Annotated in this window: 19 protein-coding genes and 1 pseudogene; all 20 read left to right on the top strand. The window is 68.0% G+C overall.

Features of this window, described 5'->3' with window-relative positions:
* Positions 1-869, top strand: a pseudogene (locus UK12_RS28025) (phage tail sheath family protein); the annotation flags it as partial.
* A 13-nt stretch (positions 870-882) separates the two neighbouring features.
* A complete protein-coding gene (locus UK12_RS28030) occupies positions 883-1458 on the top strand; it encodes a phage tail protein (RefSeq protein ID WP_082120011.1) in 576 nt (191 codons plus the stop codon).
* Positions 1459-1482: 24 nt separating this feature from the next.
* Positions 1483-2340 (top strand): T4 family baseplate hub assembly chaperone, encoded by an 858-nt coding sequence (locus UK12_RS28035; protein WP_045305976.1) that lies wholly within the window; start codon positions 1483-1485, stop codon positions 2338-2340.
* Positions 2341-2744: 404 nt separating this feature from the next.
* Positions 2745-3722: a hypothetical protein gene (locus tag UK12_RS28040; RefSeq protein WP_156178968.1), complete on the top strand. Its 978-nt coding sequence runs from the start codon at positions 2745-2747 to the stop codon at positions 3720-3722.
* Complete coding sequence (locus UK12_RS36960; protein ID WP_156178969.1) at positions 3722-6640, top strand: NlpC/P60 family protein; 2919 nt, start codon at positions 3722-3724, stop codon at positions 6638-6640. Before UK12_RS28040 ends, UK12_RS36960 begins: the two co-directional genes overlap by 1 nt.
* 220 nt (positions 6641-6860) lie before the next feature.
* Positions 6861-7484: a hypothetical protein gene (locus tag UK12_RS28050; RefSeq protein ID WP_156178970.1), complete on the top strand. Its 624-nt coding sequence runs from the start codon at positions 6861-6863 to the stop codon at positions 7482-7484.
* Positions 7485-7494: 10 nt separating this feature from the next.
* On the top strand, positions 7495-7776 hold the full coding sequence (locus tag UK12_RS28055) for a hypothetical protein (RefSeq protein WP_045305979.1): 282 nt from the start codon (positions 7495-7497) through the stop codon (positions 7774-7776).
* A complete protein-coding gene (locus UK12_RS28060) occupies positions 7763-8959 on the top strand; it encodes a phage late control D family protein (RefSeq protein WP_045305980.1) in 1197 nt (398 codons plus the stop codon). Before UK12_RS28055 ends, UK12_RS28060 begins: the two co-directional genes overlap by 14 nt.
* On the top strand, positions 8959-9585 hold the full coding sequence (locus tag UK12_RS28065; RefSeq protein ID WP_045305981.1) for a phage baseplate assembly protein V: 627 nt from the start codon (positions 8959-8961) through the stop codon (positions 9583-9585). The genes UK12_RS28060 and UK12_RS28065 overlap by 1 nt, the downstream gene beginning before the upstream one ends.
* Before the next feature lie 11 nt (positions 9586-9596).
* Positions 9597-9986 carry a GPW/gp25 family protein gene (locus tag UK12_RS28070; protein ID WP_197085225.1) on the top strand — a complete coding sequence of 130 codons (390 nt, stop codon included), beginning with the start codon at positions 9597-9599 and terminating at the stop codon, positions 9984-9986.
* 106 nt (positions 9987-10092) lie between these two features.
* Entirely contained in the window at positions 10093-11619 is a 1527-nt protein-coding gene (locus tag UK12_RS28075; protein WP_231591416.1) for a baseplate J/gp47 family protein, read from the top strand.
* 9 nt (positions 11620-11628) lie between these two features.
* Positions 11629-12366, top strand: coding sequence for a hypothetical protein (locus UK12_RS28080; RefSeq protein WP_156178972.1), 738 nt, complete (start codon positions 11629-11631; stop codon positions 12364-12366).
* 7 nt (positions 12367-12373) lie between these two features.
* Positions 12374-15409 (top strand): phage tail protein, encoded by a 3036-nt coding sequence (locus UK12_RS28085; RefSeq protein ID WP_045305985.1) that lies wholly within the window; start codon positions 12374-12376, stop codon positions 15407-15409.
* Positions 15406-17466 (top strand): hypothetical protein, encoded by a 2061-nt coding sequence (locus tag UK12_RS28090; RefSeq protein ID WP_045305986.1) that lies wholly within the window; start codon positions 15406-15408, stop codon positions 17464-17466. Before UK12_RS28085 ends, UK12_RS28090 begins: the two co-directional genes overlap by 4 nt.
* A gap of 6 nt (positions 17467-17472) precedes the next feature.
* Positions 17473-17793 carry a hypothetical protein gene (locus UK12_RS28095; protein WP_045305987.1) on the top strand — a complete coding sequence of 107 codons (321 nt, stop codon included), beginning with the start codon at positions 17473-17475 and terminating at the stop codon, positions 17791-17793.
* Positions 17794-17934: 141 nt separating this feature from the next.
* On the top strand, positions 17935-18798 hold the full coding sequence (locus UK12_RS28100) for a hypothetical protein (protein WP_045305988.1): 864 nt from the start codon (positions 17935-17937) through the stop codon (positions 18796-18798).
* A 38-nt stretch (positions 18799-18836) separates the two neighbouring features.
* Positions 18837-19238: an HTH domain-containing protein gene (locus tag UK12_RS28105; RefSeq protein WP_197085226.1), complete on the top strand. Its 402-nt coding sequence runs from the start codon at positions 18837-18839 to the stop codon at positions 19236-19238.
* A gap of 163 nt (positions 19239-19401) precedes the next feature.
* Entirely contained in the window at positions 19402-19968 is a 567-nt protein-coding gene (locus UK12_RS28110; protein WP_045305990.1) for a hypothetical protein, read from the top strand.
* The gene (locus UK12_RS28115; protein ID WP_045305991.1) at positions 19968-20633 is read left to right on the top strand and encodes an ATP-binding protein; all 666 of its coding nucleotides are present in this window, start codon (positions 19968-19970) and stop codon (positions 20631-20633) included. The genes UK12_RS28110 and UK12_RS28115 overlap by 1 nt, the downstream gene beginning before the upstream one ends.
* On the top strand, positions 20626-20896 hold a 271-nt coding region (locus UK12_RS28120), incomplete at its 3' end, for a hypothetical protein (RefSeq protein WP_045305992.1). The genes UK12_RS28115 and UK12_RS28120, both read left to right, overlap by 8 nt.

The following is a 20896-nucleotide window of genomic DNA, read 5'->3' on the forward strand; positions in this document are numbered from 1 at the left end:
GTGCCAACACCACCGCCTCCGGCGGCGTCCCCCCGCAGACCGTCATCAGCGCGGCGCTGAACTGGATCCAGGCGCGCGGCAACGGATTTCTGGTCCTGGACACCCCCTCCGTCCCGGCCCCCGCCGACTCCAACACCGCCGCGTCCACCTACATGCTGCTCCTGCCTGCGGCCACACCACCCGGCAGCTACCAGCCCGCGACCGCCTATGCGGGGGTGTATGGGCCGTGGCTCCAGCTGGCGGATCCGGCCGGCACCTCGTCCTCCGCGACGCGAATGCTCGCCCCGGGCGGTTCCGTGATGGGTCAGTTCGCGAAGGCGGACGCCGACATCGGCCCCAACCAGGCGCCGGCGGGCACCGGTTACGCGGTCATCGGTGCGGTAGGCGTCGAGCACGTCTTCAGCAGCGATCAGCTGGACACGCTCAACGTGAACGGTCTCAACGTGATTCGGCCGATCCCGGGCGCCGGCTACTGCATCATGGGGGTGCGCACGATCAAAGCGGGGATGCCCGACCGGTACATCCCGATCCGCAGAATGTTGACCTACATCGAGCAAGTCCTGATCGACGCCACCCGGTTCGCCGCCTTCCGGCCCAACGGTCCGAACCTCTGGCAGAAGATCTCGGGCATCGTCACCCAGAAGCTCACCACGTTGATGATGTCCGGCCAGCTCGCCGGCACCGTCCCCAAGCAGGCGTTTTTCGTGGTGTGCGACAGTTCCAACAACACACCTGCCACCGTGGCAAACGGCGAAGTTCATCTCACTGTTGGCGTCGCACTCCAGGCCCCGGCCGAGTACATCGTCATCCAGATCTCCCAGTACCAGGGCGGAGTCTCCGCCGCCACCAGCACCCTCCCCAACGGCTAGCGCGAGGTGATCCATGGTTAACCCGACCACCCGACAGCAGCCATCGTTCTCACACATACAAACGGACCCGCTTAGGAATTTCAAGTTCCAAGCATTCATCCACCACGCGGACTTGAGCGACCGGCAACCCCAGATGGGGTTCATGTCGATCTCCGGCCTGTCCATCACCACCGACGTCGTGGTGTACAGACAGGGCGGCATGAACACGACCACCCAGAAGATGCCCGGTCAGTCCGACTTCGCACCCATCACCCTGTCGCGTGGCCTGATCGTCGGCGACAGCGACATCTTCCAGTGGGTCCAGCAGATCTTCATGGTCATGCAAGGCGCCGGAGGAAACAGTGGCCGGGACGAGTTCCGAGCCAACATCGACATCTACCTCCTCGACCACCCCGTCACCACCCAGGACGTCACCTACAAAGCGGGCTGGCGCATCTACAACGCCTGGCCCACCAGCCTGGCATTCGGTGACCTCGACGCTGGCGCAAACGGAGTCGAACTCCAGCAGCTGACCCTCGCGCACGAGGGGTGGGACTTCCGCATCGCCTCCACCTACGGACCCGACGGACAGATCGAACCCTTCCAGTAACCCGACCTTGAACAAGGACAACACATGGCCCAACAGCTCCCCGACTTCGACTCGTTCGGGACCTCCGCAATCAGCGGCCATCGATCCCCCGAGCAGGCGATGGCCGCCAGTCAGGCGGTCCTGGCCGCAGACCGGCAGGAAATCGAGCCCCAGATCGCCCCGCCGCCCGACCTCCTGGTGGAGCTGGAACAGGGCATCCTGCGGGACGGCCGCCGGCTGCGGGATGCCGAGGTACGCGAGCTGACCGGCGAGGACGAGGAAGCCCTGGCCCGGATCGGGACCAACTGGCACCGAATCCTGGACGCCCTCATCCTGCGCGGCGTGCGGAACGTGGGCGAGGAACCAATGAGCCGGAAGGTCGCCGACGAGCTGCTGATGGGCGACCGGGAGGCACTCATTCTCGCCGTCCGGCGCGCGACCTTCGGAGACTTCGTGGAGTTCGAGGGCCTGCCATGCCCGCACTGCGGTGAGGCCGTCGACCTCTCCCTCAGCCTCGACGACGTGCCGATCGTCCACTTGGCGGACCGGGAGAGCACCGAGTTCGAGGTGCCCTTGCGCAAGGGGGCAACCGCCGTCGTCCGACTCCCGACCGGACGCGACCAAAACGCCGTCGCCAGCCTGAAGGACGCCACCACGGCGCAGCAGAACACCGAGATGCTGCGCCGGTGCCTGCTCCGGGTTGAGTCCCCCGACGGTGGCGTGACACAGGGTTCGTTGGCTGTGGTGCGGTCCATGTCGATGTCGGACCGGCTGGCGGTTTTGGAGTTCATGGCGGTGACGCAGCCGGGGCCCCGGTTCAATCAGGTGATGTTCACGCACCAGACGTGTGGGCAGGAGGTACCGGTGCCGCTCAGTCTGGCGATCCTGTTTCGCGGACTGTGACCATGCTGCCGCGTACCGGGATTTCGAGTTCCTCACCCGCTGCTACCCGTGGCCGCTTTCCGAGGTGAAGCGGTTGCCCATTCGGGAGCGGCGACACTGGGTGCGGAAAACGGCTTGGTTTCGGCAGCAGAGCTGACATTTTGTCATTCCTTCTAGAATTTTTACGCGGGTTGAAGAGAGAAGGTGGCGACCGTGGCTTTTCTTGCACCTCTTGCTGAGGCCGGTGCTGCGGAGGCGGCCGGCGGCGCTGCGGCTGGTGGAGCGTCGGCAGCCGGGACGACCGGCGGCGGTTTCGTTGGCCGCGTCATGTCGGGGCTGCAGTTCGGTGGCGCCAAGTCCCCTGCGTCCGCCGCCGGACAGCAGCCCTCGGCCTCATCGGCGCCGGAGTCCGAGGCGCAGCGGGCATGAGTACGCCGCCGTCCAGCGGGCGCATGGCGCATTTCATGCAGGGCGCCACCGCACACCTTGCTGTTGGTCAGACCTCGCACGTGGCGCAGACGGCGCAGGCGCATCACGAGGCGATGGCGGCTGAGCATGCGCGGCTGCGTGGTCACCACGAGCACCTCCAGGAGCAGGGCCAGCATCGGGTGTCGGAGCAGCGGGAGGCGGGGCGGAAGGCGGTGGCGAACGCCGAGAAGGCGGCGACGGCGAACCCGAAGGCGAAGAAGGCTGCGGCGGCGCGGTTCACGGCGGAATCGACGCATACAACCAATCGTGATGAGCACCGCATGAACATGGCGGCGCATCAGCAGGCGCTGCACCACCAGCGGATGGCGAAGGCGGCGCTGGCGGACGAGAAGGATAAGAACCCCCGGTCGAGGGCGGCTCGGCAGGCGCACAAGGCGGTCAAGGCCGCTGGCCGGCGCGTGCTGGGAAGTTCGGCGCAGATGGCGAAGTCGGGTGCGGCGACTGCGCGTTCGGGTGTGTCGCTGGATACGGCGAAGCGAGCGCACGCCGAGGAGGTTGCCAAGGGCCGGTCGCATGTGGCGGAGATCAAGGCGAAGTCACGGGCGGAGGACGAGGCCGCCAAGGCGCACGTCACGAAGACCACGGCGAGCTCGGCCAAGCGCGTGAAGGCTGCGGCGAAGAGGACGCGGGTCGCGAAGCAGGCGGCCTCGATGGCAAAGAGCGCAGCGCAGGGTGCGGAGAGGGCTCGGGAGAAGCAGGCGAAGACGCAGAAGGCCCGTGCCCGGGATCTGAAGCGTGCGGGCCGGATACTGGAGACGGCGCACCGGTCGGATGTTCGGCGTGAGCAGCACACGCGGGCGCGGATCGCGGCTGCGGGCAGGCACGCCTTCGCACTGGTCGGGAAGTCTCACCACGCCGCTGTCGCCGCGAACGCGTCCCAGGTGACGGTGCGCTCTGAGGCGCGGAGGACATAGTGGCGACACCACCCCCGCCGAATCCGGGCGGCTCGAACCTGGCCAACGGGACGATCCTTGGAACTCGCGCCTTTCAGGCTGCTGTTGACGAGTTCAAGGGCGCCGTGGATTCCCTCAAGACTCAGGCCGCACGGGCGGGGAGGGCTGCCTCCTCCTACCTGGGGTTCGGTGGCAGCACCGCTGGAAGCGGAGGCGTGGGCGGCCAGCCCACGATGGGCTCCTCCCCGAGCGCCCAGGCCCAGCTTCAGGCGGCCGGGCTGCTGCGGACCTCGACCTCGTCCCAGCCCACGCTGCGGCAGGCAAGCTCGAATCTCCACCAGTTCGCATACGGCCTCTTGGGGGGGAACCTTGTCAACCGGCCGGCCGCACCGCCACCTGGTGCCGGGCCTGTCACCCGGGGGCGTGTCGCGCAGGTCGGCGGGCAGCTGGTCCGGGCTGGCGCGCAGGTAGTCGGCTCGGCGGTCGCGGGATACATGGGGAGCCAAGGTGACTACGCGACCGCGCTGGATGCTTACACGCGGCAGAATGCGCTGTGGAATCCGACGAACGGCCTGTCCGGGGGCCAGCTCGCGGCCTCCTATGGGCGGACGGTGCAGCAGTACGGCGGCCAGTACTGGGGCACCAGCCCGTCGGATTTCCTCGGCGCATCACTGACGATCGGCCAGCAGGCGTACTCCCAGAACTACGGGCGGTTGATGACGGCCGCCTCCAGCGTAGCGATGCTCAACCCCGGTATGGGGATGCAGGAAGCCGCCCGGATGCAGGGGGTTTTCGGTACGGCGCGGGCGTTCTACGGCGCTCAGATGTACGGGCTGACGACGCCCCGGTTCGCCGGTGGTGGCCAACGAGCGCCGATGGACACGATGAACTCCCTGGCTAACCGGGTGAACGCGAACATCGGCGGCTTCCAGAATCTGTCGCAGGCTGCGTTCAGGGCCGAGATGGCGCAGGGCGGGTCACTTGCGACGTCCCTGTCCGCATTCGGTGAGCAGATCGGCATGTCGGGTCAGCAGCAGCAGGCCACCGCGAACGTCTGGGCGGCCGAGAACAAGCTCACCTCGCCCACCGGCAAGGGCCTCGCGCGGATGACGCTCTCACAGGCCCAGGAGCTGCTGGACTCGGCCGCTACGGGCCCGGAGAGTGCTCAGGGCCAGGCCGCGCTCAAGACCTTGAACGAGTACGGTTTCGGGGACACCCTCTCGCAGGCGAAGGACCTTCTTCAGGGGCGCCAGGCGAACGGCTACTTGTCGGACTCGGCGGACTACCTGGACGCGGCGAAGGCGTCGGCGAACACTTTGAGCGACATCTACTCGCTGCTGCAGAAGTACCTCGGCAGCAATCTGGCGGGCGTTTCCGGCGCCTACCAGCACGGTGGTGCGCTCGGTGCTGCGGGCTATGCCCTCGGCGGCGGAGACAAGGTCGACACGAGCCGGCACCCGGGCCTGCTCGGCGGCGCGGCGAACATGCTCTCCAACATCGGGCAGGCCACCACCAAGCCATTCAACCCGCTAATGGACTGGGTGTTCGGGCCGCCCAAACAGAGCGCGAAGGGGCGCGCGGGCCAGGCCGACACCCCACTGGTGCCCCGCCAGAACGCGGCCAAGCCGTCGGGGGCAGGCGGCGGTGCGGCTGGCGGTACGGCGTCGTCGGCGCTGGAGTTCGCCACACAGCAGCTCGGCAAACCGTACGTGTATGGCGCCAACGGCCCCGATGCCTGGGACTGCTCCAGCTTCGTGCAGGCAGCGTGGCGCGCGGGCGGAGTGGACCTGCCGCGCACCAGCGAGGAGCAGTCCACCGTCGGCGCTTTGCTGGACTCGATAGCCGACGCCCAGCCCGGAGACCTGCTTTTCTACGGAAGCCCCGGCAGCGCCGGGCACGTCGGCATGGTCGTTGGCCCGGACACCTACATCGCCGCCCCGCACACCGGGGACGTGGTGAAGTACGGCAAGATCAGCGCGAATCCGTCGTGGAAGTTCGCGCGGCGCGTTGCGGCCGGCGGGATGCCGGTCACCGACAACCTGGGTGGCGGTGTGCCCGGGAACGCGAAGAAGACGCAGGGGACATCTGTAGCCGGGGGTGCGAGCACGTCGTTGGCCGGTGCGCACGCGGAGATCGAGGCTCTGGCCTCCGCGCTGTCCGGCGGTGGCGGTGGCGGCGTGTGGGCGGCGAGCGCCGGGGACTCCCCGCCTGCGCAGAACTCTACGGCGGGGAACTCGGCCAGCAGCCCGGCTGGGGTGGATACGGGTGACTACAACTGGGGTGAGATCAAGGGAAAGTACGGCACGATCCCGGCACCCCCGAAGGAGACTCGGGACGCGATCTCGGGCGCGATGGCGGTTACGGGTGTCTCGGGTTCGGCCTGGGCGCGTGGGCTGACCGTAACCTCTTTCCGGGAGTCCGGCTACAACTCCCGGGCGGACAATGATTGGGACTCGAACGCGCGGGCTGGCGATGACTCACGCGGGCTATTCCAGACGATCATGTCGACGTTCGAGGCCAACCGGGTCAGGTCGTTGCCGGACGACATTTTCAACCCGGAGGCGAACGCGGCTGCGGCGATCAACTACATCAAGCGGACCTACGGGGGCATCGGCAACGTTCAGCAGGCCAACCCCGACCTGCCGCCGCACGGCTACGCCATGGGGGCCTGGGATGTCCCGACCACGCAGAAGGCCGAGCTGCACCCCGGCGAGATGGTGATCCCCCAGACCGCCGCGACGGCCATGCGCCAGGCACTCATGGACCGGCGGCTCGGCGTCGGCCAGGCCGGCGGCGGCGTGAATATCAACTTCAACCCCGGCAGCATTACCGTGCACATGCCCTCGACGTCGAGCGAGGGCGTGAAGTCGGCTGCGAAGGGCTTCGTCGACTTCATCGCGGCTGACGACCGGATCAAAACGCTGATGGGAGGCTGGTGACCAAGTGAGCGCCGACGTCACGATATCGTCTGCGACCCCGAACAGTGGTCCCCGCAGCAACAACAACTTCGACCCCCGGATATGGCGGTACGCACCTACCGCCATCGTGGACGACCCGAATTACTCCGGGCTTGCCCGGGGCTACATCGAGTCCGCGTCGATGGTCATGGGCAGTCAGAGGTCACCGACGAACCCTCAAGGGTCGTACTCCCTATCCTTCTTGTACAACCCGTCGACGGTGTCGGTGAGCCACTCTCTCAGTGCCGGCGAGCAGATGATCCCGCCCTACTTGCGGCAGGCCACCGACACCGGCATCCCGCTGCGCACCTCAGGGGGCGGCGTCTCCTTCTCGCTGCTGTTCGACCGGACGTATGAGGTTTGGTCTGGGCGGAGCGGGGATCTCGCGCATGACCTCGGTGTCCTGCTGGATGTCCACGTCCTGTACGGGCTGACGGGAATCACCACACCGTTGTCCAGCAACCAGGCTGCGCAGCTGGGCGCTCCGCTGCTGGGGCCGCCTTCGGGCGTGCCGGGCTCGCCGTACGGCACCGGTGCGACGTCGACTGGTTCGGACTCCGCCAGTTTGCAGAACGCGCTGAGTGTGACCCCGAATGCGGTGACCGGGACTATGCAGATGTATCCGGTGTGGGCCGTTTTCGCGGCTGTCTCCGGGGTGTACACCGGTGGCTCGGCGCAGGCTCTGCCCGATATCTCGCTGATGCGGTACTTCGGCTACATCTCCAGCATCAACGTCGAGTACACCCATTTCAGTCAGAGGCTGGTCCCGTTCCGCTGCGCGGTGGGGATCAGCCTGCAGCTCATGGCCTCGGCCGGGTACCAGTAGGGGCGGCGTTGTGATCTCCAGAACCTCCCGTTACCAGACCAACGCTCTGGCGACGTTCGTCGACCGCCACGGCAACGCGCAGATCGGAATCGTGTACCAGCCCCCGACGGCACAGCGCCTGACGGTGCGTGACTACCGGTGGAGGGATTCCGACCGTGTGGATACGGTCGCCTACCGGTACTACCAGGCGGAGGACGCCTGGTGGATGTACGCACGGGCGAATCCGCAGATTCTGGACTGGACACGGCCCTCCGCCGGCACGGCGGTGATGATCCCCAGTGGCATGGCGTAACGTCTACCGGCCGCACGCGCGGGTCGACGCCCCGGTTCTGGAGAGCTCGTCCTGGGTCGGCGAGATGGCCGTATGGATGGCCGAGGGCGCCCATCAGGTCGTCGAGCTGACCGTCCATCATGTCCTCGGCATGGGCGTGCCCTCGCAGAGCCTGCGCAGCCTGGCCGGCCCGATCTGGCCGGAGAACACGCCCGTGCATGTCCGCTATGGCTGGTGGGCTGACGACAGCGGGGATTTCTACGGCTACGTGGTCTCGTCCAAGGTGCTGGCGTCTGAGCGTGACGTCACCTTCGGGCACGCGGTCGTCCTGCCGGTGGTCTACACCATGGTCGGGGCATCGATGCCGATGCAGTCGCGGCAGAACCGGGTCTGGTCAGACGTCACCGCGTCGTACGTCGCCCGGGAAATCGGGTCCTCCTTCGATTTCCAGACGGCGGTGGACACCAGCGCGGCCCGGTTCCCCAGCCTCATGCAGCGCGCCTCCGACTGGGAGTTCCTCGTGGACCTGGCGAACCGCGTCGGCTACCGGCTTTTTGTTGACGGCACGACCCTGTGGTGCGTCAGCCGCTCCACCGTGATGCCGACGGCGGACGGCTCGATCCCCACGTTCTGGCAGTACAAGGCCCCGGGCGCGGTCTCGTCGATCCGGGAGTTCACCTCGACCGTCGGCGACACCGACCCGGCCGGCGGGGTCCGCTCCATCTACCAGACAGCGGGGTTCAACCGCTCTTCTGGCGTCACCACCGCCGCCACCTTCGCGATGCCCCGCGCCGATGTGCGCGGCGACCCGGTGCGGCCGGTGATCCGGCGGCAGTACGACGACCGCCCGGCGCACGACTACGACGAGGCCGCGACCTTGCTCGCGGGTGACACCGTGTATCTGTGGGCCGAGGCGCGGGCAGTCGTCAACGGAGACCCGAGACTGCGGCCCGGCTGCGTGGTCGACCTGCGCGGGGACGGCATCGGCGCCCAGAACTCGGGCCTGTGGATGGTGCGCTCCGCCTCGCACCGCATCGTGGTCAGTCACGCCGACCCGCGTCAGAGCGAGTACACGACCACGCTGGTCCTCGGCCGTGACGATGCCGCCGCGCTGCAACTGCCGGTGCAGCCGACGTTCCGCAGGCCGTCGCCGACGGTTCTGGTCAGCAACCGGTGGCGGGCCCAGACGGTAGGGAGCCTGTAGTGGCCGGACAGCTGTGGGGGACGTACGCAGCAACGGTCGTGGAGGCGTACGACCCGGCCGGGCAGGGCCGGGTCAGACTGGTGGTGCCGCAGGTGCACGGCACCTCGGTCACGGGCTGGGCGCGCCGGGCCTCGGCCGGCACGGTGAGCGCCGGGGACCAGGTGTACGTGGCCTACGACGGCGGTGACGAGAACTACCCCATGTTCTGGCCTGCCAGCGCGCCGCCGCAGCCAAGTCCCAGCGCCATCGGGGCAGCGGTGGCGCCGGGGCCGTGGGCAACCCTGACCCTGGCGGCCGGCTGGGCCAACTCCACCGGGGGTGCGGATGCACCCGTGTCCGTGCGCTGGCTGGGCAGCACGGATGTCCAGCTGTGCGGGGTCGCCGCCTACACCGGGGGGACAGCCCTGACGGCTGGTGTCTACTACACGGTGGCCAACCTCCCCCGGGGCATGGCTCCTGGCGTGAACTTCAACGAGGCAATCGCGGTGTCCTGGGACAGCGGCCAGACTTTCGCGACGGCACGCTGCCAGGTGGCCGGCGGTACGACGGCCCTGCAGATCTATTTGCCGCAGACGGTGACGCTCCGCTGGGTCGCTTTCGACGGGTGCCTGATGAGGGTGGTGTAACAATGGTGGCGATGACGATCCCGTTCGCGATCGATTCGACTGGCGGTGTCGCACAGACCGATGACCTTTGGCGTCAACTCCTCGATAGAATCCAGGCGTTGGTCGGCACGCAGCTGGGGGAGCGTGTGGCCCGCGCCGACTACGGGGTGGACTCGGCCGGGCTGCTGTTCACCTCGGACCAGCTCGCGAGCGCGCGGATGCAACTGGCCGTGCGGGACGCGGTGGCGGCATGGGAGCCCAGCGCGCGCGTCACCTCGATCCGTGCGAATGTGAACGACCAGCTCGGGCTCGTGGGCATTCAGGTCGAGATCGCCCCGAACGACACGCCGGGTCTGGAGAGTGCCAACAGTCGAATCGTTCAGATCGGCGCCGACGGTACCGTCAGTTCCCTCGGCGTGTAGTGATTAACACCCCCGCCGCAGTACTCGTACAATACTTCTCGACTGGCCAGCACTCGTCTCATATCCGTTACCGCCGGCAATTACGGATATGGGGTGGGCTCAGTTGGTGGATCCGGGGATTATCGCGCAGATCGACTACACATCGCGCGACTACGTCGGCTACCGCACGAGCCTCCTCGACCACGCCACGCGGGTCCTGCCGACGTGGACGTCCCGGTCGCCAGCCGACTTCGGCGTTGTCATGGTCGAGCTCTTTTCGTACCTCGGCGACGTCATCAGCTTCTACCAGGACCGCATCCAGCAAGAGTCCTACTTGGCGACTGCCACGCTGCGCTCCTCTGTCATGGCGATTGCGCAGCAGCTCGGGTATGTCCCCTACACCGCGCAGCCCGCCTCCGGATCGGTGGCGTTCTCGGCAACCCCCTCGCTGCAGACCCCAGTCGTGGTGCCGGCCGGCACGCGTGTGATCAGCGCCCTGCGGCCCGATCTCGACGCGCCCGTGGTCTACGAGACCCAGGCGGATGTGACGGTACCCGCGTACACCACGCCGGTGGCGACGGTCGCGGTGCCAGTGCTGGAGGGCCGCACCCAGGGCTCCCGGCCGGTCACGCTCTACCCCTCCACCCAGACGTCCGCTGCGGTGACCCTGAACGTGGAGGATCTCGGCACCTCGAACGGGGCGCAGGGCCAGGCGTTTCCTCTGGCCAAGACCCCGGCGCTGCTGAACACGGTGCGCGTGGTCCTGGACGACGGGGTCGGCGGCACAGAGTGGACCCAGGCAACCGACTTCCTGCTGGCGCTCGCGGCCGACCAGATCTTCACCGTCCACACGGACGACTCCGGTGTGTCCTGGGTGACCTTCGGTGACGGCACCAACGGCGCGATCCCGCCGAACGGCATGCGGGTCACCGCGAGCTATCGCACTGGCGGCGGCGTGTACGGCAACCTGCCGGCCGGCTCGATCACCGATCTGGCCACGGCCATTCCCGGAGTGCAGATCGCGGCCGTGGGCGGCTCCTCCGCCATGACGGGCGGCGCGGATGCCGAGTCGCTGGACCAGATCCGTGTCAACGCTCCACGAGCATTCAGGGTGCAGGGCCGCGCTGTCGCCTTGGCCGACTACGCCGATCTCGCCCTCAATGTTCAGGGGGTCGCGGACGCGAAGGCCGTCGGAACCTCCAACACGTCGGTCGCGGTCTACGTCATCGGCCCGAACAACACTCCGCTGTCCCAGTACCAGCGAGACACGACTGCGGCCTACATCCAGCCGCTCTCCCTGGCCGGCGTGACCGTCACCGTCTACAACGGGACGCTGGTGCCGATCAACATCGGCATGAGCATCGATCCGGTGCGGATCGGCGTACTCCCCCGCTACCGCCGCCAGAACGTCATCCTGGCGGTCACTCAGGCGATCCAGAACCAATTCGCCCCCGGTGTCGTGGGATTCGGGGCCCGGGTCTCCCTGTCGCACCTGTACGAGACCATCCAGTCCACGCCGGGCGTCGACTGGGCGACGATCGACGTCGTCTCACGCAACGACCTGCCGGCGACCGGCACGGCGGACATCCTGTGCCGGGACTGGGAGATCCCCGTCTACGGGAACGTCTATCTATCGGCCGTCGGCGGAGTCTAGGAGCACCTGATGCCTGCTGTGTACCCGGTATCCGTCAAGACGTTTGCCGTAAGAACCGACACCGTTGACACCGTCTTCGCCTCCAACGTCAACGACGTGCAGAACGAGATCCAGGCGGTCGAGCAGACGCTGGGCGTCAGCCCGCACGTGTGGGCCGGGGCACCGGTTGGTCGACCCCTGTCCGCGCTGGCGACGACCACCCCGTTTCAGGCGGCCACCTACACCTCGGTCGGCGCCCGCCTGGACGCGGTCCAGACCCAGGTCGCGGCCCTGACACAGATCGCCAACCAGCAGCTGTACCCGGTGAACGCACCGCAGCAGCCTGCGGCCACCATCCAGTGCACCGGGCAGATGACGACACCCGGTGTCGGCGCCTGGCAGCCCTTCCTGTGGAGCGGAACCTCCTACGACCCTGCCGGGATGTACCAGGGCGGCGCCGACGTCCTGTGCCCGCAGTCGGGCTGGTACCAGGTGTCCGTCTCGGTATGGGTGCCGGTGGCCCAGGTGGTGGGCCTCCACCACGCGAACGCCCGCGTCCTGGTCAGCGGGGCCGAAGTCGCCACCGGCGCCTCCCACGCCCAGCCCGGCACGGTCGACACCCACCGGGTGAGCGTGAGCTGGGGCGGCCCCTGGCGCGCCGGGCAGACCCTGCAGGTCCAGGTCTCCCACGCGCCGGCCGACGCGAACAACACGCAGCTGCTCGCACTGGCCACGCTCTCCCTCTCCTACCAGCGCTCGATCAGCTGAGGCGCCCGTGGCGATCTACGGACTCGACCTCTACGGCAAATCCACCTACGGCGCACCCCCGCCGGCCGCGTTCGACGCCTCTCCGATGGTCGCGGCGCAGACCGGCCACGGGGTTCTCCAGATCACCTGGGCGACCCCCCGGCAGGCGTACAACTCCTCGGTGCCGCTGACCTGGTCGCGGCTGCGCCTGGTGCGCAACGCGTGGGGGGTACCGGACGCGGAGGACGACGGTTGGATCTGCGTGGACGTGACGGCGGGCGACGGCACCGTCAACAACCCTCCACAGTTGGTGAATTCGTTCGTCGATGCGGCCGTCGTCCCGGGCAGGTACTACTACTACGCGGTGTTCGTCGCCGCGACGGTCAGCGCCTACTCGGCGACGGCGACATACCAGCCCGGCGACCTGGCCGCGTACGGCGGTCAGAACTGGCAGTGCCTGGCGGTGAACACCACCGGGGTCACGCCCAGTTCGACCTCGCCGCAGTGGTCGTCGACCAACGTGACCACGCCCTGGTACCGATGCGGCAGCGGGTGCGTCGGCCTGGTGGTGCCGGACGCCGGATACGGCCAGCTGCTCTACGACCTGGTCCCGAGGCCGTACAAGGTGGCGACCGTGGAGACCACGGCATCCGAAGTACCCGTGAATACGGACCTGTTGAGTTTCCTGTCGGTCTTCGGTTTCCATTTCGACATCGTCAAGGCCGAGAACGACGCGCTTGTGCATCTCAACGACATCACCGCCTGCACTGATCGCCAACTGTCTCTCATAGCCCAGCAGCTGGGGATCGCCGGCCGGCTGCCTGCCCTGCCGGCACTGCGCCGGGCCTACGTACGCGACGCGATGGCCATCCAGCGGGGATCGGGAAGCGCGGGGGCCGTCGCCCAGCTGGTCCGGGACGTGACCGGGTGGAACGCGGATGTGGCCGTGGGCTACAACGAGCTGCCGACCATGGATGCGGCGGCTTTCGCCAGCACCAGAGCCCAGCCCTGGAATTCGGCCCTGCAGTACGTCTCCGCCTACACCGGGGTCGGAGACCTGGTCACCTACCAAGGGAGCGTCTACCAGGCCGTCAACGGCACCGTCGTGTACCCGCTGTACGGCATGCAGAGTTCGGTGACGGCCACCGGCAGCAACAGCACGTACTACGTCCGCGATCCGGCGCTCGGCCCCATCGACCTCGGGTACGCCTGGTGGCAGAACGCGCACGTGGGCGACACGCTCACGGTGACGTTCACGGTGACACAGCCGCCCCAGAGCGCCCAGTTCCAGCCCATGGCGGTGTGGTCAGCTCAGCTGATGCTGCAGTTCTACATGGACCCGAGCTGCGGCATCGTCTCCGTCGCGCTCAACGGCACTCCGATTCCCAACTTCGCCATCGACCTGTACGCGCCCACACGCCAGCTGGGCCCCGTGATCCAGGTGCCGGGTGCCGTCAGCGCGGGCACCAACAGGATCACACTGACGGTCACCGGACGGGACGGCGTCTCCTCCGGATGCGACGTGCTCTGGGCCCACATGCTCGTCGTTCCGTTTAGCGGCCTCAACATCGGCATCACACCGAGCCCGACAAGCGCGTTCTGGAGCGTGGTGCCGCCTGGGTCGCTCATCGACTCCGATACCCTGCGCACCTGGCTGACCGACGGCCAGTCCGTCTGGAACTTGCAAGATCCGGCCGGGGTCATCAACGCCCGCGCCGACAATGACCGCGCGAGCACGACGACCATGCCCTGGGGCGTGGTGCCGTACGGGGCCGCCGTCGGTTCCGGCAGCCCCGGTCCCGGCAACTCCCTTGCCTACACCCTCCCCTCGGGCGCGACAGGCACCGGCTCCGTCTCCCTGTACACAGGCGGCGGCGTCCAAGCCGGCTACTGGAACAACACCTCGGGCCCGGCCATCACCAAGATCTACCAGGCCGGGCAGCCTGCCGCCCTCGGCCAGTACACCGGTGAGCAGCAGGCCATCTACACGGCGCTGACCTACACGCGCGGTGACTACCCCCCGGCCTCGCCGACGAAGTGGCGCATCACGTCGCTCGCCAACAACCTGCAGTACGAGCCGTCCATCGTCCAGAGCCAGACCGTCCCGGTCGCTGCCCCGCCCGTGTGGTATCCCTACAAGGGGTACCAGTTCGGTGATGTCGTCTCGTGGAACGGGCATCTGTACCAGGCCGCTCAGCCGACCCAGGTCAACGCACCGACCGGTCTGGACACGGACAATCCGTGGTGGCGGTGGCTCGGGCCCGAGACCCAGAACGTCACCTTCAGCATCTACCACTACCGGACCTCGACCGCCGCCGGGCAGAACGTCCGCCTGGAGCTCGACTGGTTCGACCAGACCGGCACCTACCTCGGAAACGCGACCGTCAAGGACGCCCGCCAGCTGCTCCTTGACCGGTTCGAGGTCGACAACTACACGTTCCCGGCCAGCAGCGGCGGAGCACCGGCCGGTTGGACGACGCCGCAGCCGTGGCAACAGGGCACCGGCGCCCCCTGGGTGTGCGACTGGGGCAGCTGGACGTCGAACACCGGCGTCGGCTTCCCCTCCGCCTGGACTCGGGCATCCGGCACCGGCACCGCCACCAATGTGTCCGTCATGCAGGCCGGCCGGGCGCTTTTCTTCAAACGGGACTGGGTGTACTCGGGCCCGAACGGCGACACCGTATACGCCACGTTCCGCAGCCAGCCAGTGGACACCAGCGGCACGCCCGGCGGCCCGTACACCATGGAGCACGGCATCGTCGTGCGCTACGGCGGCGGCCAGTACATCCTCGCCTCCCGCGACCGGCTCACCTGGGCCAAGATCACCTACGACGCCAACAGCCAGCCGACCGGCGGCCTGACCGGAGCGAACCTCTCCGTACTCGCCACCTGGACACCCCTCGCGGACGGCACTCGCATGCGTGTCAAAGTCAGCCCCACCCAGATCACCGTCGAGGCCATGACGAGCGCCACCCCGGGAGCCTGGACGCAGCTCGCCAACGTCACCAACAACACCAACAACACCCAAAACGGGATGGGATTTTTGGAGCGGGTCCGGCCATGACCACCTTCACCCCGCTCGCGATGGCGGGAAACTCGACCAGCAACGGCGCATTCAACCCCACACGGCTGCAACTGCTCCTGCTCTCCGTCTCGGGAAACTCCACCAGCAGCGGAGCGGTCACCCTCACCACGAGCTCCGTTGCCGGCGCGTTCGACGACTTCGGCGTCACCCCCTGGATCCCAGGCTCCGAGTACACGGATCCCGCGCTCAGCCACGTCGTCAACAGCACCGTCCGGGCAGGCGGTTCAGACCCGGTCAACCAGTGGGTCCGGCTGTCGATCACCGCCTCCGCACCGGCCCGCTACCCCGCGCAGGGCGGCAAGCTCTACAGCCGGGCAGCGTACGCAGGCGTCAGAGTCAGCTCCGACGCGATGCCCGCAGGCTCCACCCAGCAGGTCGCCTACGCCCAGATCGAAAAGACCCCGGGCACGGGCGGTGTCGACATCAACCGCGACCGGCCCGGCATCAACCTCCTCGACATCGAGCAGGCCAGCTACGAGGGCCGCTGCCTGTACACGCCCGACCTCACGGCCATCCCGACCGGGGCCAGCTACACCCGCAGCAGCGAGTCCGCCTCCTGCGGCCTCTACTCCGGCAAATACACCTACAACACACCGCCAGCGAACACCTACCAGACCGTCCAGGGCTGGAAGACGTACCAGACCGCTCGCGCGCAGCGGGCGACCTACGCGAACCTGCAGTTCGATGCGCCGCCGGGAGTCGCGGTAGGTCTCGGGCCCGGCCAGTCGACGTTCACGCTGTTGCCACGCGCCGGCGCGTACGCGCGGGTGACGGCCGGGACGTTCGTGGTCGCGGAGGTGTCGATCTCGATCGCCGCATTCTCCGCCTCCCAGACCGGTGCGGTGCGGCTGCTGGAGTACGACGCGAGCTACAACCTGCTGAAGTCGACGGACGGGCCGTACGCGACACTGACGGGCGGGAACACCTGGCAGCGGTTCCAGCTGCAGACCACGATCGGTGCTTCCACCGTATGGGCCGTCGTCGTCCCAGCGGTAAAGACCAGCGCGCCCGTCAACGCGATCACGTTCCGGGTGGACGAGCACCGGCTGTTCTCCCCGAGTACCGTCAGTCAGGCGGCGGTTGGGACAAGTCCGGCGCGGCCGTGGCAGCCGCCCCGCCAGCTGCTGATCCGCCTGTCACCGACCCGGATCAACTACTGCACCAACCCGAGTTTCACCAACAACACCAATGGCCTGAGTGCGGTCGTCCCGGTGGGGGCGGCGACCCCACAGATCTCGGTGTACACCGGGTCGAACTCCCTGGATGGGGCGAGTGCGTTGTTCAGTCTTGCCCCGTCGCTGCTGAGTGTCTACACCAGTGCAGGGACTCCAGGCTGGCAGGGGCTCGCGTCCGGTGAGAGCGGTGTGCCGTTTGTTTCGGGTCTGAAGCCGACCACGACGTACACACTGTCCGCCTACACGGCGGTCACAGCCGGCACGGTGCCGATCACGCTGTGGGTCTATGACGGCCGGGCCTGGATCCGGGGCACCACGTCGGCGCCGCGCGCGGCCGGGACTGCGCCGGTCTGGACGCGTCTCGCGGTCACATTCACGACCTCCGGTGATTTCCCCGGGCCGGCTCTGGTGCGAATCGGACAGTCGACGCGGGACATCGTGTACTACTACGGCCCCATCGCACCGGGCTCAGACCAAGCCGTCTGGCAGCAGACCAAGTCACCGGCAAATCAAGGAGCTTGGAGTCCGACGACCATCTACTCCAACATCACTCCTGATGTGGTCACGTACAACGGGGCGAACTGGGCCGCGATCCTCCCGTCGGGGCCGCGCACGAACGCGAGCACCCCCCAGCACAACTTCCTGGTCGACCGCGTCCTGGTGGAGCCGGGATCCACCCCAGGCGCCTACTTCGACGGGAACATGCCGAGCCTCGACTTCACCTGGGAGGGCACCCCAGGGAACTCCCGCTCGCTGTATTACCGGGGCCGGAGCGTGAATCAGTACCGTCTGGACCAGTCGATCCAACGCGCACTCCCACTCGGAGCGCAGTACCAGATCATCTACGCCCCGCCGTCATAGGCAGGTATGACCGTGACTCAGCTGATCACCATCGGGCTCGCCGTGTTCTTCACCTGGGACGCCCTCGCGCGCCCGCTGCTTGCGCTCGCCGCCCCCTACCTGCCGGATCCCGTGCGCACTGCCGTTCAGTACGGCGCGGTCTTCGGCCTGGCCTACGCCGCTCACCGCCTCGCGCCGCAGTGGCTCACCACCTCGCTCGCCACCGGCGCGGTCGTCGGCCTGGTCGAGCACCTCGTCCAGGCGCTGCGCCGCCGGAGTGGCGGAGAAATTCAGGCGGTCCAGCTGCGCCGCCGGGCGGGGGGCTCCTCGGGCTTCCCGTGGCCCTAGGGAGGCAAGGATCCTCACCCGAATAGTCCCATTTTAGGCCATTCGAGTGATATGTGAATCGAACGTCGTGTCGAGCGGTTCACGTGCCGCCGGGTGGGCCACGATCACAGCCATCACCCACCTCGCGTAACGGAGCATCACGTGACCACACGTCATGTCACCCTCGGAGTCATAGGCACCGGCACCGCCAGCACCAACCTCGTCCTCGACTCCCTCGTCGACCACTTCGAGCTCGGCCCCGCCGACGCCGACGGCTGCTACGCCCCCTCGACGACCTTCCGCATCCACCCCGTCCTCCCCGTCGGCGCCGAGTACTCCACGGACGCCCTCGTGGACGTCTGGGACTGGATGATGCGCGCCGACCTGCCCTTCACCGCGCTCTACAACGGCGCACCCGGCGGACGGTCCGAAGAAATCCTGGCCTCCGTACTGCGGGAGGAGGACATCCGGACGGTCGCCATCGTCTCCGAAGCACTGATCGACGCACTCGTGGCCGGACCGAACCCGCTGCTCCTGGTCCTGTCGGAAGACGGGGCGCTCGACGCGGAGGCCCAGGAGACCGCCGCGAACTGCCTGCGGGCCGACATCCCGGTGTACGACCTCTCCCGGGCAATGCTGGAGATCGGCTGGCGGGACCTGCCCGACCACGAGGCGCCACCGGAGCCGGAGGTGACGGAGCAGCCCGGCGGCCAGCTCGCCCTGGTGGTGGGTGATGGCCCGGATGTGGTCCTCTCCGCGTCGGAGGCGCAGCAGGTCCGCGAGGCCCTCACGATGATGGAGTCCGTGCTGTACCTGCTCACGACCGACGTGGCCTCCTACGCGACCTCGGCGGGCGCCAAGGTTCTGGCCGCACGGGCGGCGCTCGCCCCCAAGTCGGAGCCGGCCGAAGGGAAGGCCACCGGCAAGAAGTCTCTGGAGGTCTTCGATCCGGAGACCAACTCGTGGAGGCCGGCCGGACGGGGGCGCCCGCGCAAGGGCGTGCAGACGCGGTACGTGACCCGCTGACCTGCCGCGAGGGGGATCCCATGCCGTACGCAGTCGCGGTGGAGCACATCCTCCACCGCCTGCCCGAACGGGCCCGGAGCGCGTACACCGCGCTCGTCACCCACCCGCAGTCCCGGTTCGACGCCCTGACCGGCTGCTCCTGCGCGTACATCACCCAGGCGCAGCTCGCCGAGGAAATGGGTTGCTCACTGCGCACTGCCAAGCGCGCCGTCGCCGACCTCCAAGATGTCGGTGTGGTGAGGGTCTTGGCGTGGGCCGGGGCGACGACGGAGGTCATCGTACGGGTGACGGACATCGTGTTTGACTCCGCCTTCGGACCGGTGCAGCTTCACCTGGCGTCACTGACTGCTGATGAGCTGGCCGACCGCGCGATCCGACTGCTGATCAACCAGTGGGCCGCATTCGATGAGGAGTTGTCCCAGACCGGCACGGCTGACTGAGCAACTGACGCCGCAACTGGCACCTCAACTGGCACCCCGGGCGCGCGCACTAAAGCTCTAGCTCAAGCTCAAGCACCTGCTCAAGGACTAAAGAGACTTCGTCTCTTTAGATCCTGCAACCTTGACGGTTGCAGGTCAAAACCAGGACCTGTGAGGAACCACCGTGAAGCGCAAGCCCTTCGTTGACCCGGACGCCGGGCTCGACCAAACCGCCATAGCCCACTCCCTCATGGGACACCCCGAGAACGGGCAGAAAAATAGCTCTGCCGACCTGGAGGACGGTCAGCGGGCTCCGCAGCGCCTGAGCCGCTACCAGGTCCGCCAGCGCCTCACCAGGGGCCGCACCCCGCGACCGGACTCCGCGACCGGCCTGGCGGCCCACTTCCTCGACCAGTGCCCGGCCTACTCCTGGACAGCCGGCCTGGAGCTCGCCAACTTCCCCTCCGTGGTGGGGGTCTTCGCCGAGCTCCTCCGGGTCGGCGTGAGCGCCGAAATCTGCAGGGCCATGATCAAGCGCTACTTCGAGCTCCTCGACGGCAGGGCCCCAGACCGGGCCTACGTCTGGGATTTCAAATTCCGGCGCCAGGCACTCCTCAAAGCGGTCCGGGAGTCCGGCGACGGCATCGAGTCCGAGGACTACCAGGACTGGAACTCCCAGCCCCAGACCACCCAGGACGAGCGCGCAACTTTCGCCGCCTCCTGGGGTCTCACCGACACCACGGGGGCCTGATGCGCATCACCACCGACATGGACCCCGAGCGGGCCCTGTGGTCCGGCACCGGGATCCCCAAGCGCTACCGGCACCTGGGCGTCAACCACGCCCTGTTCACCAGCCGGGCCACCAGCGAGCTCGATGCCGTGACCGAGTGGCTGCGCTGCCTGCCCGAGCAGCAGCGGACCAACTCCGACGACACCCCCCTCCACCCCCAAACCTACGGCCAGGGCCTGCTCCTGGCCGGGCCACCCGGCACCGGAAAGACCACCACGGCCGCCGCCATCGCGTGCGACGTCCGCCGCAGCCTCCGAAGTGTGTACTACACCCGCTACCCCGACTACGTGGACCGCGAGCGCACCGTCATCGCCAACCGGGACGGCGCCAACCAGGAGCAGCTGTCGCAGGCGTACAGCGCGATCGAGCGCGTCGCGCAGTCGATGCTGGTGGTCCTGGACGACGTCGGCCACGAGCACCTCACCAGTAGCCGGTTCGCGGAGGACACCCTCGAAAAGATCCTGCGGAATCGTTTCTCCGCCGGTCGGCCGACGGTCATCACGACCAACCTGACGGGGGACCACTGGAGGGGCCGCTACAGCGCCGCTCTGCGCTCGTTCGTCGCCGAAGCGACGCGGCTCGTCCCGTTCCTCGGGGACGACCTGAGAGGTCGGGGCCATGCGTGACGGCGACATCTCCAACTCCCCGGAGGGGTCCGTTCTGTACGTCGTGTGGGAGGGTCTGATCGCCGTCCCGACCGAGCGGCACACGGCTACGCGGTTCCGGCGGCGGCTGCGGTTTCGCAGTCCCGCCAGGGCTCTGGAGCTGTACAGGACCAACGAAGCTGCGGTGCGGCAGATCTGGGCCCTGTGGGAACACGAGCAGCGGATCTCCGTGGTGACCTTCCTCGGCAACCGTGTTGCCGAGGCCCTGGCCGAGCGCCTGGCCG

This window comes from Saccharothrix sp. ST-888, assembly GCF_000955975.1.
Taxonomy (GTDB): Bacteria; Actinomycetota; Actinomycetes; order Streptomycetales; family Streptomycetaceae; genus Kitasatospora.

Bases quoted from the DNA above. Each gene is read 5' to 3' on its own strand.
- UK12_RS28030 (WP_082120011.1), top strand. From the start codon at position 883: ATGGTTAACCCGACCACCCGACAGCAGCCATCGTTCTCACACATACAA.
- UK12_RS28035 (WP_045305976.1), top strand. From the start codon at position 1,483: ATGGCCCAACAGCTCCCCGACTTCGACTCGTTCGGGACCTCCGCAATC.
- UK12_RS28040 (WP_156178968.1), top strand. From the start codon at position 2,745: ATGAGTACGCCGCCGTCCAGCGGGCGCATGGCGCATTTCATGCAGGGC.
- UK12_RS28070 (WP_197085225.1), top strand. From the start codon at position 9,597: ATGACGATCCCGTTCGCGATCGATTCGACTGGCGGTGTCGCACAGACC.
- UK12_RS28080 (WP_156178972.1), top strand. From the start codon at position 11,629: ATGCCTGCTGTGTACCCGGTATCCGTCAAGACGTTTGCCGTAAGAACC.
- UK12_RS28090 (WP_045305986.1), top strand. From the start codon at position 15,406: ATGACCACCTTCACCCCGCTCGCGATGGCGGGAAACTCGACCAGCAAC.
- UK12_RS28095 (WP_045305987.1), top strand. From the start codon at position 17,473: ATGACCGTGACTCAGCTGATCACCATCGGGCTCGCCGTGTTCTTCACC.
- UK12_RS28115 (WP_045305991.1), top strand. From the start codon at position 19,968: ATGCGCATCACCACCGACATGGACCCCGAGCGGGCCCTGTGGTCCGGC.